The organism is Brevibacillus brevis NBRC 100599, assembly GCF_000010165.1.
GTDB classification, from domain to species: Bacteria; Bacillota; Bacilli; order Brevibacillales; family Brevibacillaceae; genus Brevibacillus; species Brevibacillus brevis_D.
Window position 1 is genome coordinate 2,045,450 of record NC_012491.1, and the last position, 14,393, is coordinate 2,059,842.

The window sequence follows — 14,393 nt, forward strand, 5'->3', positions numbered from 1 at the left end:
CTATACAAGGGAAGTAAGGGGAGTGATTGTTACTGCAATCGCCCCCTTTTTTGTTTGTCTGTTAGAGCAACAAGCTGCGATCGAGGGAAAATTCTTGGCGACTGGCAAACTGGTGATAACCAGCACGTAAAAAGGCTTTGGCCATTGGCGTGTTTTTTACATCGGTATCTGCGCGGATGTATGTTTTGCCAGCTTGTACAAGAACGTCTGTGGCTTGCTTCAGCAATTGATCAATATAGCCGTGTCCTCTTTGCTCGGGGAGAACACCGATGTATCCAATCGTAGCAAAGGTAGGGCTGACTGTAGGTATCAAAAATCCAATGAGCTCATTTTTTTCGGTATAGGCAAGCTGCCACCATTCGGGTTCGTATTTCATTTGTTGCAAATCTTGGAACATTTCCTGCGCTTGGACTTGAGGGCCTTTTTCCAAGCGCTGTTCTGTTATTTGTTGATCATGGGTGAATTGCGAGACACGCAGGATGGCATCCACAAATGCAGCCTCACCGACCTCAGGAAGACTGCGGTACAAGATCAGATCATGCGTTCCTTTTGACGATATAGCAGTTGCCTCGTTCGAAGCATGCCATTCGAATCGGTTTGTTTCCCGGCTAATCTGAAAGCCGAGCGCCTCCAGAACATTTCTTTGCTCTTGGTGATCCGTTTGCCATTGGGGAGAGGAGGAAGGGGAATCCAGAACATAGCCGATTTTCTCCGATAGATTTCCAGCCATGAGTGTAAAGACTTCGCGTAAAAAATGAGCTCCGAGGGAAGAACATTCTGTTTCTTTCCATGGAAGCTCCCACAAAACCAAATCAGTCGCTTGCTTACTGCCAGGCAATGTCCAGAAGGCAAGACGACCAGCGATCTCACCCTGTACCTCCAGAACGAAGCACCAGTCTTGACGCATGGCTCCTTGTGTAAACATTTTATCGAGATAAGCAGCGATATCATCCCGAACGGAAGCAGGGTGATCCGGGAAGGCCAGAAATGCAGGTAAATCCTCCGAATCGATACGGCGAACGGTGATCATGCAAGGCATCTCTCCTTTGTAACTATCCATAGTTATTTTGTTAGTTACAAATGAATTTTACCAAAATGTTCTGTAAATCGTCAATCGTGGTCTATGTAGGAAAAGAGGAAGGGGAGGAGCAAACTGCCCGCTCCCTCGTTTGCTCCTGTGTTATTCAATCAATACGCCCCGCGACCTGCCTATGATGCGGATGGCCCGACTCCACAGCAGCTGGAGCTTTTTTCTCAGCAGGGGTCGCACATACAGATCAGGGCTTTTCAAGTAGGAACGCATGGGGATGACACGAAAGCATATACGTCCTTGATTTACATATCGTTGCGAAAACGTCGGGATGACGGAAATTTGCTCGAGTGAAATCTGATTCCTCTCATCTTTTTCGACAGTAAATCGCAGGATTGCTCCGCACTGGGATTGATCAAACGAAAGCATTTTCTCTGATGTAAAATTGCCCAAAGAATACGCGACTAATGTTTGTCTCTTTGTCCCGTGAGGAGTCATGATACTCGGAGTGACAACAGGCTGCAGAACATGTGGGTGAGCCCCGAGGATGACATCAGCACCATTGTCGAGCAGGCTTTGTACGAGCTGCCGCTGGCGCGTCGTCGGTGTATAGCGGAATTCAATCCCAAAGTGAAGGGAGATGATCACGACATCGACCAGAGGACGAACTTTTCTCAAGTCGGATAATATCGTGTCAAGATGAAGAAGTCGGACGATCCATGGTGTATGAGCGGGGATCACCTGCTTGTTTGTCCCGTAGGTATAAGCAAGCATGGCGATGCGAATGCCGTTTACCTCCTTGATCAGGTAGGTATTTGCCTCGTCGGGGCTTCGATAGGTTCCGGTATGAACAAGTTTGTAACGATCCAAAACATCAAGGGTTCGGCATAGTCCGGTTACTCCGCCATCCAGACAGTGGTTATTCACTGTAGTCAATACGTCAAATCCAGATGTTTTCAAGTCCCGAGCCAATTCATCTGGACAGTTGAAGCGAGGGTAACCGGTTCGTGCCGAGCCGATTTGATAGGGCTGTGTTTTCCCGGAAAAAGTGGTTTCTAAATTGCCAATCGTGAGATCCGCCGCTGAGAGAATTGGTGCCACGGGATGAAACATATCGGTAAAAGAGAATTGATCTGTACCAGGCAATCTGGCAGTTGCCACCTGCTCTTTCCACATCAGGATGTCGCCTACAGCGGCGATCGTAGCCTTCTTTTTCATGCGCTTCACCTCCCCTTCTACTCTATTCCAGAAGTCGTCCTTCTGATTTGGATAGTAGCGGAACGTTTTCATAGATAATGGTCTATACAGGCTGTCTATGCCGTTCATACAATAGGAAAGCTGATCGTGAGAAGAAGAACGAGGCAAAGGGGTGATGCCCGTGAAAAAGAAGAGAAGAGCTGCTGTACCTGTAAAGACGCTGATTCTCGACAAGCCGGTTATCGCTGTGACAGGAAGCGCAGGGAAGACCACGACAAAGGAAATGATCTACAGCATCTTAAGTCTACGCATGCCCACATATAAATCGATGTATAACAAGAACTTCCTGGGAAATACAAGAGCACATACCAAAAGAATTCGGGACGAGCACAAAGCCGCAGTGCTTGAGTATGGAATTTATCGAAGCGGTCATTTGCGACAGCATTGCAAAATCATCCAGCCGTCTATGGGAGTCATCACGAATATTGGCACGGCTCACATCGGAAATTTTGGCGGTGATGCCAAGCAGCTGGCGTTAGCAAAAACGGAGTTGATTCGCCATATGAAACCCACAGGAACCGTTTTTCTGAATAGAGATTGTCCCTATTCTCGCGAGTTTGTTCAACAGCCTTACTTGGGGTCGTTCACGGGAAAAATCGTGACATTTGGCAAGGAGCAGGAGGCGGACTATAAGGCGGGGCGAACGAAAATAGAAGGCAATGGGTTTCGATTCGAATGTTCTTTGCGTGGAGAAAAGGAGTCATTTTTTGTTCCTATTCCTGGCGAGCATAATTTATACAACGCGTTAGCTGCTATTGCAGTCGCACATACGATGGGGATTCCCGTCGATGACATTCGTCGCGGGTTAAGCCAGTTTCGCGGACAGAGAAAACGCCTTACCAGTTATCGACTCGCAAATAACATTCAGGTGCTGGATGATACCTACAGCTCGAATCCCGATGCGGCCAAGGCAGCGATTGATGTGTTAAGCCAGGTCGGGCATACCACAAAGATCGCCGTGCTCGCCAGTATGCTAGAGATGGGAAAATACGACGTCAAAGGTCATGAGGATGTCGGGATATATTTGAGTCAAAAAAATGTAGACTACTTATATACGCTGGGAAATAGTGCGAGGTATATTGCAAGAGCAGCGATTCGCTCCGGATTTCCGGCAAATCGGGTGAGGCATTGCTTGAGTAAGGCAGGCTTGCATCGGCGTCTAGCAAAACAGCTGAAGCCAGATACAGCCTTTCTCGTAAAAGGATCGAATCGGTTGAAAATGGGAGAGACTGTACAATTTTTGTGCAGGGTAACTGCCAATCTAGGTGCTCGGAAAGGATGAAAGAGTGGGGGCGCCTGCGGATTTATATACAGGCTATTGCGGAAAAAATAGGTGAATGACGGCGGTCAAACGCACATACCATCTGTGCGTTTGCTGCATTTCCTATAGGGAGACTAGTAGGAGGTGACACGTCATGTCATATCAATTTCCCCCTGGCGGCCGAGATGGTTCCCCAGGTTTTCCAGACTCCCCTGGTTCCCCTGGTTCACCGGGAGGTTTCCCCCCGCCACCACCAGGTCCTCCACCCAGCAGGACGCCAAGTGCACCAGGAGCAAGTGGCTATGGGGGAACACGCCGGATTGATGCTGGAGGATTCTATCCCTGCTTATATCGCTACACGTACGTATGGTTGCGGAATGGTCGTTCTTTCTGGTTTTACCCCGTCTATGTCAGTCGTAACTCTGTATCTGGATATCGCTGGACTGGATATCGTTGGGAGTATTACGGGACAGACTTGCATCGAATCGCTTATTTTACTTGCTAACCAAATTTACAAGAAAAACGGCCATTCCTTGGGAGGATGGCCGCTTTATTTTGTGTTCTTATTTTATTGAAAGTGAAAAATCCTTGTGATCATGAATTTCTCCCTTTTCCACATGGACCTTGACTGTATAATCCCCAGCAGTAGGGAACTGTACGTTGCCGTCATACTGACCAGCCGCAGTTTCCGTTGCGTCGACGAAGCTATGCTTTTGGTCAGTTCCCCTCCAGAACTCGAACTTGACTGTCGCTTTGTCCAACGCTTTGTTGTCCTTCATGAGATGAACAGTGAGGGCAGTTGGTGTTGCTACTTTGATATTGTCGGCTGGGGAGAAATGATAATCTACTGTTTCGGCATTCGCGTGGCCTGTCGCTCCATGATCGTGTGACGGATCTGCACCAGCTTCTGGCACGGGCGTCGCCCCAGGCCCAGGAGTTTCACCTGCTTTGTTGGTTACGGTAAAAGGTGTCTTCTGCATATTGTGGAAATCTCGTGCCGTTACATGGTAGTAGACAAAATAAGAACCTGGCTCGTTCATGGTTTGTTGGGCCGTGTAGACACCGTCTCCTTGCAGCGAAGCCGGGATCGTTTCATGCTTTTCTTGCCCATCTTTCCACCATTCGAATTTCACTTCCTTGGCATCATCCACGGGTTGGCCATCTTGAGTGACTTTAACAGAGAAGGTAACCGTGTCGCCTGCTACAAGCTCCTTTGGTTCCAATGTAAAGGCAGCCTCAACGGGAGCTCCGGGTTGAAAAGCTTGTTGCTCGTTCTCTTTTCCACAAGCGGCTAAGAGGAGCAGAAGCATGGATAAGAGCAGAATCATCGTACGTTTCATGTTGGATTACCCTTCCTTTTTTAATTTCAACAGTTCCTGATAAATTTGATCGGGATCGAAATCGTCACCCATCCCGAATTTTTGAATGACAGCATTGTTATCATCCACGAGATACGTACTCGATGTATGAGAGATAAATCCATCATCCATCTTATTGGCAAAAAAGCCAAGCGAATTTGTAACCGTTTTGATCGTTTCGTCATCACCACGAAGCAGGGTCCAACCGTGCTCTTGAATCCCCAACTGCTTGCCATAGTAGCGCATGACATCAGGAGTGTCGTTTTGCGGATCAATCGTGATGGTCAAAAACTCAACGTCTTGCCCCATCAGATTTGCTTCGAGCAAGCGCTTTTGCAGCTGAACCATTTTGATGGTTGTCGTGGGACAAATATCCGGGCAACGGGTATAAATTAGCTCCACCAAGCGAAAGGTTTTCTTTTGCGGTGCTAGCGAATAGGGTTGTCCATCGATAGTTTGCAGAGTTACATCTGGCAATTTCGCCTGGGCATTTTTGGGCCCGAACCAAACCCAAGAAGCGACAAGAGCAACAAGGACGAGGACGGGTAACAACAAGAGCAACCGTCTGATTCGGATAGCGGTAGCAGGGGCGATATTCACGTGTGAGTAGCGCCTCCTTTCTCATTCTTTTTGGCTATGGCGTTATGAGGCCGTCCTCTTCCTGATTCTTTTCTTTTCGGTACCAGGTAGAGAAAATGTAAGCCAGGACAACTCCGTACGTCAGCTCCTGCATGAGCTTCATCACGATTCCGCCGAGTCGTTGATCATCCAAAGGGAGAAGGGGGACGGCGAACATCGATTTGTCGATCGGCGCGGAAAAGAATGGAGCGCAGAGCATGGAAGGACCGTCTACATATGTCGTATACAAAGGTGTTGCTGAAAAAATAATCAGTGCACAAGCAGGTGTAATCAAAACGCCGTTAGCAAAGATGTAGGCAAGCTTTTGCAGTTCTGACAGACGGTGAATTTCCGGTATCGGTGCGATAACAGGCATCCACATCAAAATCGCAGTCACCAGCAGCAGTAAATGAATCAAATTATGTAGGGCCAGGTTGTTCATTGCCAAGTCTAAAATAACAGGCATATGGTAAAACGAGAACAGGGCATTGAACATGAGAATAGCAGGGATCGGATGACTCGCTATGCGCATGAAAAGCTTGAGCCCTCGGCGATAGAACAGGGAGCGAATCAACCATGACGGGGTACCTGCCAAGAGCAGCAAGGGCATGACGAGATAAAGCAATGATTGCTGTAGCATGTGGGCGCTAAACAAAAAATGCCCAGCTACGTTCAAGGGACTCCCCAAACTAAAGTAAAAACCAAGTAAGCCGAGAGTGAAAAAGGTCTTTTGCTTGCGTGTGACAGGTGTGGAATCTTGAAACGTTTGGCGTAATGGTCCAGTCAGCGAGAAATAAGCCAGACCAATCAAGAAAGTCAATAGAATCAGCTCTGGATTCCATGTCGCCCGAAAGCCAAAGGTTTCAGTGAAATAGGTGAGGGTCATTCGATTACCTCCGTTTTCAAGGATTATCCCCAGTACCCATTATAGGCAAATAACTGGAAAAGCCTAATGACTCGTTCGGGCTATTTCTTCCAAGGGAACGGAATTCTTCACATATTTGTCACGTATGTCCAATATGAAAAGAGCCTCCCGCAAATCGAGGGAGGCTGCCACACGTTATGATTTTTTCTGTTCTTCCAACCAAGTTTTCCATTCGCTCGCTTCCCGTCCACCGACGAGTCGCGCCACTTCCTTGCCGCCCTTGTAATGAACGAGGGTCGGAGTGAATTCGATGTTGTATTCACCATAGCTGGCGTTAAATTCCAGCAAATTGAGCTTTTTCATATCGATGTCCAAGCTTTTCACGATCGGTACAAGGACGGGGGTAGTTGCTTTGCAATGCTCACAAACCGGGCTGTAAAAGTAAACAAACGCGTCCTCCTGATTATCGAGCTTACCTTTAAGCTCATTAGGCATAATGAGATTATCATATAGTGGGTCACTCAATTGTTCGAGAGTAGCGGGGTGCAAATTGGCTTTACCATAAGGGTTTCCTTCCGCAAGCTGACGGTTCGAAATGTCAGCGTACACAATCGCACCGATCAGGAGCGCAGCCACAAGGATGGATAGAGCGATGACTTTCTTCATGAATCATTTCTCCTTTGCATTTTTTATAACGATGACAAGCAGGATGCTGATCAAGGCGAAGGCAATGAGAGCAAGGAACGGAATCGTGATAAACCCTAGCCAGTTAATATAGTCCGTGTTGCATGGCACAATGCCGCAAGCGCTGCCGAGATCTTGAAGGGCAGGTATTTTTTGAATCGAGTAATGATACAGCGATGTGAGTCCTCCGATAATGGAGAGAATCAAGGCGTACGACGCGATCTTGTCGTCTTTCTTTGCGGAGGCAACCCCCAGTAAGATGACGAGCGGGTACATCAAGATTCGCTGGTACCAGCACAGGTCACACGGTATGTACTTTAACACCTCTGAAAAAAATAAACTGCCTCCTGTTGCGATGAGGGAGACTCCCCATGCGGCAAACATGGCTTGTTCCACGATTTGCTGACGTTTCATATAAACACCTCGTCCATATCTTAACATATTACAAATCGAAAGTAGATTATAAAAAGTAATAATTTGTTGAAAGTATGGGCTTGTCTCCTGCATCATACTGGTTGCACTACCCGATGCGCTTGCAGCAGGTAGAAACCAGTGCGAAAGCTCTCCGTTTTCCCGACCATAATCAGTAGACCCGTACGTGTGGAGAGGATTGCCTTTCCCGAATCGGTACGAAAGTGGTTTGTAGCGAAGGCCATTCGACGAGCATGACGCCTCGCCAATATCCTGCGCCACCATCAATGCCGACCATATTGTCTCTGCGCCAAGGACCGCTGCCAGCGTATTGAGGCAATCCTGGAACAGGGGTATGGCCAAAGATGACAGGGAGTTCTCCATCATAATTCTGGTAGAAAGGCTCGCGAATCCATAGTAAATCATGCGGATTTTGTTCCTGCAAGGGGACGCCGGGTCGAATGCCTGCGTGTACCAAAAGTGCAGCTGGAGCCCCTGTTCGCGGATCGGCTGGTAGCTCTATATACAAAGGAAGAGACGACAAGGCTGGCAAAATTGCTGGGTAGCGAGAAAGGATAAATTGCCGTGCTTCTTCTTGTTCCTGCAAAGAAGGCACCCGATTAAGAAAAGCTCGCCGAAGCGGGTGATTCTCTAAGAATGAACGAATGGTGGCATCGCCGCCGTTGTAGCGCAGGTATAACTCCGGATTGCCGTTGCCGGATAGCCAATCTACAAGCATTTGCTCGTGGTTGCCTTTTATGAGATAGATTTGGTTCGGATACGTCTGCCGAAGAGTGAGTAAATCGAGCAATACTTCCTTTGATTCAGGTCCTCGATCGATCATGTCCCCCAATACGAACAGACGATCACCAGCTTGGGGGGAGAAGGAAACGTCCCGTAGCGCCTTTTGAAAAGCCTGATTCTGACCATGTATGTCCGAGACCAAATAAGTAGCCAAACAAGATCACCCTCCTCGATTGCCCGTTTTGCCTATTAGTAGGATATGTTTGTGCAAAGTGGAGGGTGAAAGGGTGTGTCTCTTTCCTAGGTGTATAAATGGGTGCACATCTTTTGTGAATAGGAATAGAGATGCATAATGAGTCAAATACCCATACGGTGGGAGGAACAAACGAAAGATGGCTACTTCTTATCGCGACTATACATCGCCAAATACGCAGTTCACGTACGATATGAAAAATAATCTGTTTTTCAAAAAGGACGATCGGAATTTCATCGATGCCTTGGGGATCGCCCAATTAAATACATTGGGCAACAGTTCGCTGCTAGATATTTACCTGACAACCGGAAATGTTGTCGAGCCACACATTCATCAAAATGCAGCAGAACTGGTGTATTGCATCGCTGGTGAAGCCATTGTGTCCTTGATCAATCCTTTTACTAATCAATTGCTCAACTACCATATAAAACCGAGACAAGTTGCCAATATCCCGCAGGGCTGGTGGCATTATGAAATGGCCTTGACAGACGATACGCATCTACTGGCTATTTTTGATGCGCCTGTACCTGAGGTGATCTTTGGCTCCGATATATTACGATTGACTCCTGCGAGTGTGTGGGCACATACGTATTGTTTAGACGAAGCAAAGGTACAAGAAACATTTGCGCCTCTTACCCAAACCGTTGTGATTGGTCCGCCAGTAGGATGTCAGCAGCAGGGGCCGTTGCCAGATAGAGCTGCTTCAAGCCAGTACCCGTACTATGGTTACTCGAGTCATTTGCCAGACAGTTACGGTTATTACGATACCAACTACATGCAGCAGGGTGGGTATGGACAGCACCCAGTCTATCAACAGCAGACCAGTTATCCGCAATATGGCACGAATCCCTCCCATACCGGATATCCGCCACAGCCCGTTTATCCATCCTATTAAAGAGAAAGAAAAATCGTGTTCTGATGGGCAGGTCTCCTAAATCTGGTATTCTTCTATTACAATCAGAAGAAGAACATTTTCAAAGAAGTGGGGAGACCATGATGGAACATCTGGCACACTGGTTACGGACATCTTCCTTTACCGTCGTATTCACCGGAGCAGGCATGTCGACAGAGAGTGGCTTGCCTGATTTTCGTTCACAGTCGGGGCTATGGCGTGGCAAAGATCCGATGCAACTCGCGAGTACACGCGCGATGATGGAGAATCGGGAAGCGTTTGTGGAATTTTATCAGATGCGCATTCAAGGGCTACTGTCTTGCAAGCCACACGCCGGGCACGAATGGTTAGCAGAATGGGAGCGCCGTGGCTTCGTTCATGGGATCATTACACAAAATGTTGATGGCTTTCATCAAGCGGCGGGAAGCTTAGCAGTAGCCGAACTACATGGCTCCCTTGCGAAAATCCGCTGTCTAGACTGCGGGACCGAGTATGCCCATACATGTTATCTGGAGGATCAAGGGACGATTTGCGCATGCGGAGGCTTTTTGCGTCCGGGTGTTGTCCTGTTTGGCGAATCTTTGCCGCAAGCCCAAGTCGATCAGGCCATCGCGTGGACGGAACAAGCCGATTTGTTCATCGTGTTAGGTTCTTCACTAACCGTGAGTCCAGCTAATTGGTTTCCGCAGCATGCAAAAGAAAGAGGAGCCAAACTGGTCATTGTCAATCAGGAACCCACCCCATTGGATGCGTGGGCAGATGAGGTCATCCAAAAGGAACGGATCGGCGACGTGTTGCAAAGAGTAGGGCAGTCATTAGGAGAATAAAAGCAGGCGTGCTCGATGAAAAGAGTACGCCTCTTCTGTTTGGGCTCGTTAACCTGCCTTACTGCTGGTGACGCTTCCTATTGTATTTTTGTCTACGAGTCATTATTACTTAATATTCAATATTTTACCATTAATGAGGCTGTTTTCCAATATTTGGTCTATCCATTTGAATCACCCTAGAGCTTGCGCGAAAAACATGATACCATCGAGTGTAAGATTCATATGGCTTCTCGATAAGCAAATAGAAAAGAACAGGTGACGTTCATGCAAATATTATCAGTAGAAAACCTCTCCAAAGGTTATGGAGAAAAAGAATTGTTTGATAACATTTCCTTTCATATTGCCGAGCAAGAGCGTATTGGTCTGATCGGTGTTAATGGTACGGGAAAATCCTCGCTCCTGAAAATTGTGGCAGGCTTGGATACAGCGGATAGCGGAAAAATTGTTCACGCGAATCATTTCCATGTGGAGTATTTGCCGCAAAATCCTGATTTTGACGAAAACTCCTCCATACTGGAACAAGTATTTTACGGCGATTCCCCACTCATTCAGCTTTTGCGTGATTATGAAACAGCGCTAGAGGCTGTTCAGGAATCGCCTGACGATGAGAAAAAACAGGCGCGATTGTTTGCTGTTCAAAACCGGATGGATGCGGCTGATGCGTGGGAGAGCAATACGCAAGCCAAAATGATCCTGACCAAGCTTGGCCTGCACAATTTCTCACAAAAGGTAGGAGAGCTCTCTGGTGGGCAAAAAAAGCGTGTAGCCATGGCACGTGCTTTGATCCAACCAGCAGACCTGCTTATTTTGGATGAGCCTACGAACCATATTGACAACGAGACAGTCGAGTGGCTGGAAGAGTATTTGTCCCGATACAAGGGCGCTTTGCTGCTCGTCACCCATGATCGGTACTTCCTGGATCGCGTGACGAACCGCACGTTTGAGCTGGATCGCGGCAACCTCTATAGCTACGAAGGCAACTACGCGATGTTCCTGGAGAAAAAAGCAGAGCGTGAAGAAAATGAAGCGGCCGTAGAGAGCAAGCGGCAAAATCTGCTTCGACGCGAGCTGGCATGGCTTCGTCGCGGAGCAAAAGCACGGACGACCAAACAAAAGGCGCGTGTGCAACGGGCTGAGGAGTTACGAGATAAAGCTGTAGATGGACCGGCTGCCAAGATGGAAATGGCACTCGGGGCCAGTCGTCTCGGTAAAAAGGTGATTGAGCTTACAAACATCCATAAAGCGTACGGTGAGCGAAAACTGATCAACGATTTCAGCTATATTGTCCTGCCGGGTGATCGTGTGGGGATTATCGGGCCAAATGGAAGCGGAAAAACGACGCTCTTGAACATGCTTGCAGGAAGAATTCAACCAGATAGCGGTTCATTGGAAATTGGGACGACCGTAAAAATTGCCTACTACACGCAGGATAGTGTCGAGATGGACGAAAAGCTGCGCGTCATCGAATATGTAAAGGAAGCCGCAGAGGTCATTCAGACGAGCAACGGAGAATCGATCACAGCTTCGCAAATGCTGGAGCGGTTCCTGTTTTCGCCGCATATGCAATGGACACCGATTTCCCGCTTGTCTGGGGGAGAGCGCAGACGTCTCTATCTGCTTCGTACGTTGATGGGAGAGCCGAATGTGCTGTTTTTAGATGAGCCGACCAATGATTTGGATATTCAAACACTCAGTATTTTGGAGGATTATCTCGAGCAGTTCCCCGGCGCAGTCATCACGGTATCGCATGACCGCTATTTCCTCGATCGCACCGTAGACCATTTGTTTGCTTTTGAGGGGCAAGGAAACATTCGTCATTACTACGGCAACTACTCCGAGTACCTGGAAGAAAGACGTCAGGAAAAGGCAACACAAGTGCAAGAAGCGGATCAACAGGCAGAAAAGGCGCAAAGCAACAGCGGGGCTAATCGCGGCAACAATCGCACGCGCAAGCTGTCCTACAAGGATCAGAAGGAATGGGATGCGATTGAAGGCAAGATCGCGGCTTTGGAAGAGCGCAGCGTCAAGCTAAAACAAGAGATTGCAGCGTCTGGGAGCGATTACGGCAAAATTGAAAAGCTCTATGCAGAAGAACAGCAAGTGGCAGCAGAGCTGGAAGCAACTATTGAGCGTTGGGCGGAATTATCTGCAATGGTAGAGGAATTGGAGCAAGGGAAATAATTAGTGACGTAGCCAGTAATTGAGGGCTGGGAATCCGACGCATCCACCTGTAGACTAGAGTAGATTACTAGAGTAGAGGAGTCGCTGTCGTTGCCTGCCTATAAGTTAGACCCGGAATGGGTGATGTCTTACCTAGAGCTGCAAGAACATCAGCTCTCTTCCGAAGTGCATCCAGAGGATAAAGAAGTGATCATGAACAAGATCAGGGAAATGACGTTATCGATCATGTACAAGCAAGCGAGAAGATTTCTTGTATACTTGGAATCGGATGAAACGGAAGCAGAAAGAACGAAAAAGACTCATCTTATGTGAAGAAGACCCGCCTTGGTTTAAAAGGGCGGGTCTTTTGTTTCTATTTATTGCTGTCTGATTCGAACGGGCGTACCTATGGGCACGATTTTTGCCAGCGCATTCACGTCCTCATTGAACATGCGAATACAGCCGTGAGATACATACTTGCCAATAGAAGAAGGATCGTTCGTACCGTGAATGCCATAGTGTGGCTTACTTAGTCCCATCCATAAGGTGCCGAAAGCACTCAAACGACCTCCCGGATAGGAATTCGGATAGGGAACCTTGCTGATGATGGTAAAATCCCCTCGTGGTGTCGATGTGGCAATTTTGCCCAAGGCAACAGGATAAGAACGGATGAGTCGGTTCCCATCGAACAGGTCGAGCCGTAGCTTCGCAATCGAGATGCGGATGTTGTAGGACGGCAGCTTCTTCACCTCCCCCACAAACGATACGAAATGCCGCTTATACCATCTTATGAAAACCAACGGAACCGGTACCTTTTCTCTGATGATTAATGTAGTTTGAAATCTAATGAAAACGTATCTGGATAGCGTAGTCCGTCACGATAGAACAAGGTTCGCACCCAGACGTACATCCGTAATGGAATGGAAGGAAAGACGATGGCGAGCTTACCTTCTTCCAAGACAGGCAAATCGAGCGGGGATTGAATTTCATAAGGGACTCCTTCTTGATCAAGCAACGTTTTGTAATGTTGAGCCTCACTCCAGCTAACAGGATAATAAAATGATCTCTCCATCCAATTCCAACACCTTTCCAGGTTTCACTGCTTCCCATTGTATGTAAAACATTTGAGATAAAAAAAGAAACAAACGCCATAGTCATTGAAAAATAGGCAGCCTAATTGCGTTTTTAAAAGTGTCGTCTAGGCAAAAAACGTCATGATTTTCCCAGAAAATGCGTGTAAAGTGGAAGTAAGCACAAACTGGAGGGACAAGGGAATGAAGCAGACGCACTTGCACTTTAACATGCAAATAGGCAGAAAAAAGCCAGTGAGTGTAAACAACACGGAAACGGCTTGTCCTTTTTGTGATCGAAACAGTCTCACCGATGTTTTGGAGCAGCGGGGCTCCATGATTTGGCTCATGAACAAATTCCCTGTTCTGGAGGATACGCATCAGACTGTTTTGATTGAGACGGATGAATGCCAAGGAGATTGGTCTGTCTATTCCAAAGAACATGTACGTGCATTGCTGGCATTCGGGGTAGAGAAGTGGCTTGAAATGGAGCAAAGCAAGTCTTATCGTTCCGTTCTGTTTTTCAAGAACCACGGTCCGTATTCCGGAGGGAGCATTCGCCATCCGCACATGCAAATTGTCGGATTAAACGACTTTGACTATCTGGATCAAGTAAAAGACAGTGATTTTATTGGCATGACCATCGATCAAGAGGCGGGGGTTGAGTGCAATCTGTCTACGCATCCGCGTGCAGGTTTTTTTGAATACAATGTCATTCTTTCGGACTTTGATCGACTGCCGAAAATGGCAGACTACTTACAAATTTTAGCACATTGGATACTGACTCATGTCAATCCTCGTCATCAAAGCTATAATTTTTTCTTTTACCATTGGGGAGAAAAGCTGATCGCCAAAGTGGTTCCGAGATTTGTTACCTCGCCTCTTTACGTAGGCTATTCGATTCCGCAGGTCGCCAATAATTTGGAGGATATGGTCGCCCAATTGCAACGACGATACTTCTAA

17 protein-coding genes are annotated in these 14,393 nt (G+C 47.5%); 7 read left to right on the forward strand and 10 right to left on the reverse strand.

Features of this window, described 5'->3' with window-relative positions; all coding sequences use genetic code 11:
• Positions 1 to 61 precede the first annotated feature (61 nt).
• Both BBR47_RS10075 and BBR47_RS10080 read right to left on the reverse strand, forming a co-directional pair.
• Positions 62 to 1,030 (reverse strand): GNAT family N-acetyltransferase, encoded by a 969-nt coding sequence (locus BBR47_RS10075; protein ID WP_012685670.1) that lies wholly within the window; start codon positions 1,028 to 1,030, stop codon positions 62 to 64.
• Positions 1,031 to 1,180: 150 nt separating this feature from the next.
• A complete protein-coding gene (locus BBR47_RS10080; protein ID WP_041749353.1) occupies positions 1,181 to 2,248 on the reverse strand; it encodes a CapA family protein in 1,068 nt (355 codons plus the stop codon).
• A 154-nt stretch (positions 2,249 to 2,402) separates the two neighbouring features.
• Here BBR47_RS10080 and BBR47_RS10085 point away from each other — a divergent pair, with 154 nt between their 5' ends.
• Entirely contained in the window at positions 2,403 to 3,569 is a 1,167-nt protein-coding gene (locus BBR47_RS10085; RefSeq protein WP_012685672.1) for a UDP-N-acetylmuramoyl-tripeptide--D-alanyl-D-alanine ligase, read from the forward strand.
• Between the two features lie 281 nt (positions 3,570 to 3,850).
• Positions 3,851 to 4,123, forward strand: coding sequence for a hypothetical protein (locus BBR47_RS30840; RefSeq protein WP_041749354.1), 273 nt, complete (start codon positions 3,851 to 3,853; stop codon positions 4,121 to 4,123).
• Here BBR47_RS30840 and BBR47_RS10095 read toward each other — a convergent pair.
• From BBR47_RS10095 to BBR47_RS10120, 6 genes are all read right to left on the reverse strand, one after another.
• Positions 4,112 to 4,888, reverse strand: coding sequence for a FixH family protein (locus tag BBR47_RS10095; RefSeq protein WP_012685674.1), 777 nt, complete (start codon positions 4,886 to 4,888; stop codon positions 4,112 to 4,114). The genes BBR47_RS30840 and BBR47_RS10095 overlap by 12 nt on opposite strands.
• 6 nt (positions 4,889 to 4,894) lie before the next feature.
• Positions 4,895 to 5,506 carry an SCO family protein gene (locus tag BBR47_RS10100; protein WP_012685675.1) on the reverse strand — a complete coding sequence of 204 codons (612 nt, stop codon included), beginning with the start codon at positions 5,504 to 5,506 and terminating at the stop codon, positions 4,895 to 4,897.
• A 34-nt stretch (positions 5,507 to 5,540) separates the two neighbouring features.
• Positions 5,541 to 6,410 (reverse strand): cytochrome c oxidase assembly factor CtaG, encoded by an 870-nt coding sequence (gene ctaG, locus BBR47_RS10105; RefSeq protein ID WP_012685676.1) that lies wholly within the window; start codon positions 6,408 to 6,410, stop codon positions 5,541 to 5,543.
• Positions 6,411 to 6,584: 174 nt separating this feature from the next.
• On the reverse strand, positions 6,585 to 7,055 hold the full coding sequence (locus BBR47_RS10110) for a thioredoxin family protein (RefSeq protein ID WP_012685677.1): 471 nt from the start codon (positions 7,053 to 7,055) through the stop codon (positions 6,585 to 6,587).
• A 3-nt stretch (positions 7,056 to 7,058) separates the two neighbouring features.
• Complete coding sequence (locus tag BBR47_RS10115) at positions 7,059 to 7,487, reverse strand: disulfide oxidoreductase (RefSeq protein ID WP_012685678.1); 429 nt, start codon at positions 7,485 to 7,487, stop codon at positions 7,059 to 7,061.
• Between the two features lie 169 nt (positions 7,488 to 7,656).
• The gene (locus BBR47_RS10120) at positions 7,657 to 8,442 is read right to left on the reverse strand and encodes a metallophosphoesterase family protein (RefSeq protein ID WP_012685679.1); all 786 of its coding nucleotides are present in this window, start codon (positions 8,440 to 8,442) and stop codon (positions 7,657 to 7,659) included.
• A 178-nt stretch (positions 8,443 to 8,620) separates the two neighbouring features.
• On the opposite strand from BBR47_RS10120, the gene BBR47_RS10125 reads away from it, so the two are divergent.
• The 4 genes from BBR47_RS10125 (at position 8,621) to BBR47_RS10140 (ending at position 12,693) form a co-directional block, all read left to right on the forward strand.
• Positions 8,621 to 9,376: a cupin domain-containing protein gene (locus tag BBR47_RS10125; protein WP_012685680.1), complete on the forward strand. Its 756-nt coding sequence runs from the start codon at positions 8,621 to 8,623 to the stop codon at positions 9,374 to 9,376.
• 101 nt (positions 9,377 to 9,477) lie between these two features.
• Entirely contained in the window at positions 9,478 to 10,200 is a 723-nt protein-coding gene (locus BBR47_RS10130) for an NAD-dependent deacylase (protein ID WP_012685681.1), read from the forward strand.
• A gap of 264 nt (positions 10,201 to 10,464) precedes the next feature.
• A complete protein-coding gene (locus tag BBR47_RS10135) occupies positions 10,465 to 12,381 on the forward strand; it encodes an ABC transporter ATP-binding protein (protein ID WP_012685682.1) in 1,917 nt (638 codons plus the stop codon).
• Between the two features lie 90 nt (positions 12,382 to 12,471).
• Positions 12,472 to 12,693: a hypothetical protein gene (locus tag BBR47_RS10140; RefSeq protein ID WP_012685683.1), complete on the forward strand. Its 222-nt coding sequence runs from the start codon at positions 12,472 to 12,474 to the stop codon at positions 12,691 to 12,693.
• Between the two features lie 44 nt (positions 12,694 to 12,737).
• Here BBR47_RS10140 and BBR47_RS10145 read toward each other — a convergent pair whose 3' ends face one another.
• Both BBR47_RS10145 and BBR47_RS10150 read right to left on the reverse strand, forming a co-directional pair.
• Positions 12,738 to 13,109 (reverse strand): L,D-transpeptidase, encoded by a 372-nt coding sequence (locus tag BBR47_RS10145; protein WP_012685684.1) that lies wholly within the window; start codon positions 13,107 to 13,109, stop codon positions 12,738 to 12,740.
• A gap of 77 nt (positions 13,110 to 13,186) precedes the next feature.
• Positions 13,187 to 13,432, reverse strand: a complete 246-nt coding sequence (locus BBR47_RS10150) for a hypothetical protein (RefSeq protein ID WP_012685685.1) — start codon at positions 13,430 to 13,432, stop codon at positions 13,187 to 13,189.
• 202 nt (positions 13,433 to 13,634) lie between these two features.
• On the opposite strand from BBR47_RS10150, the gene BBR47_RS10155 reads away from it, so the two are divergent.
• The gene (locus BBR47_RS10155; RefSeq protein WP_012685686.1) at positions 13,635 to 14,393 is read left to right on the forward strand and encodes a DUF4931 domain-containing protein; all 759 of its coding nucleotides are present in this window, start codon (positions 13,635 to 13,637) and stop codon (positions 14,391 to 14,393) included.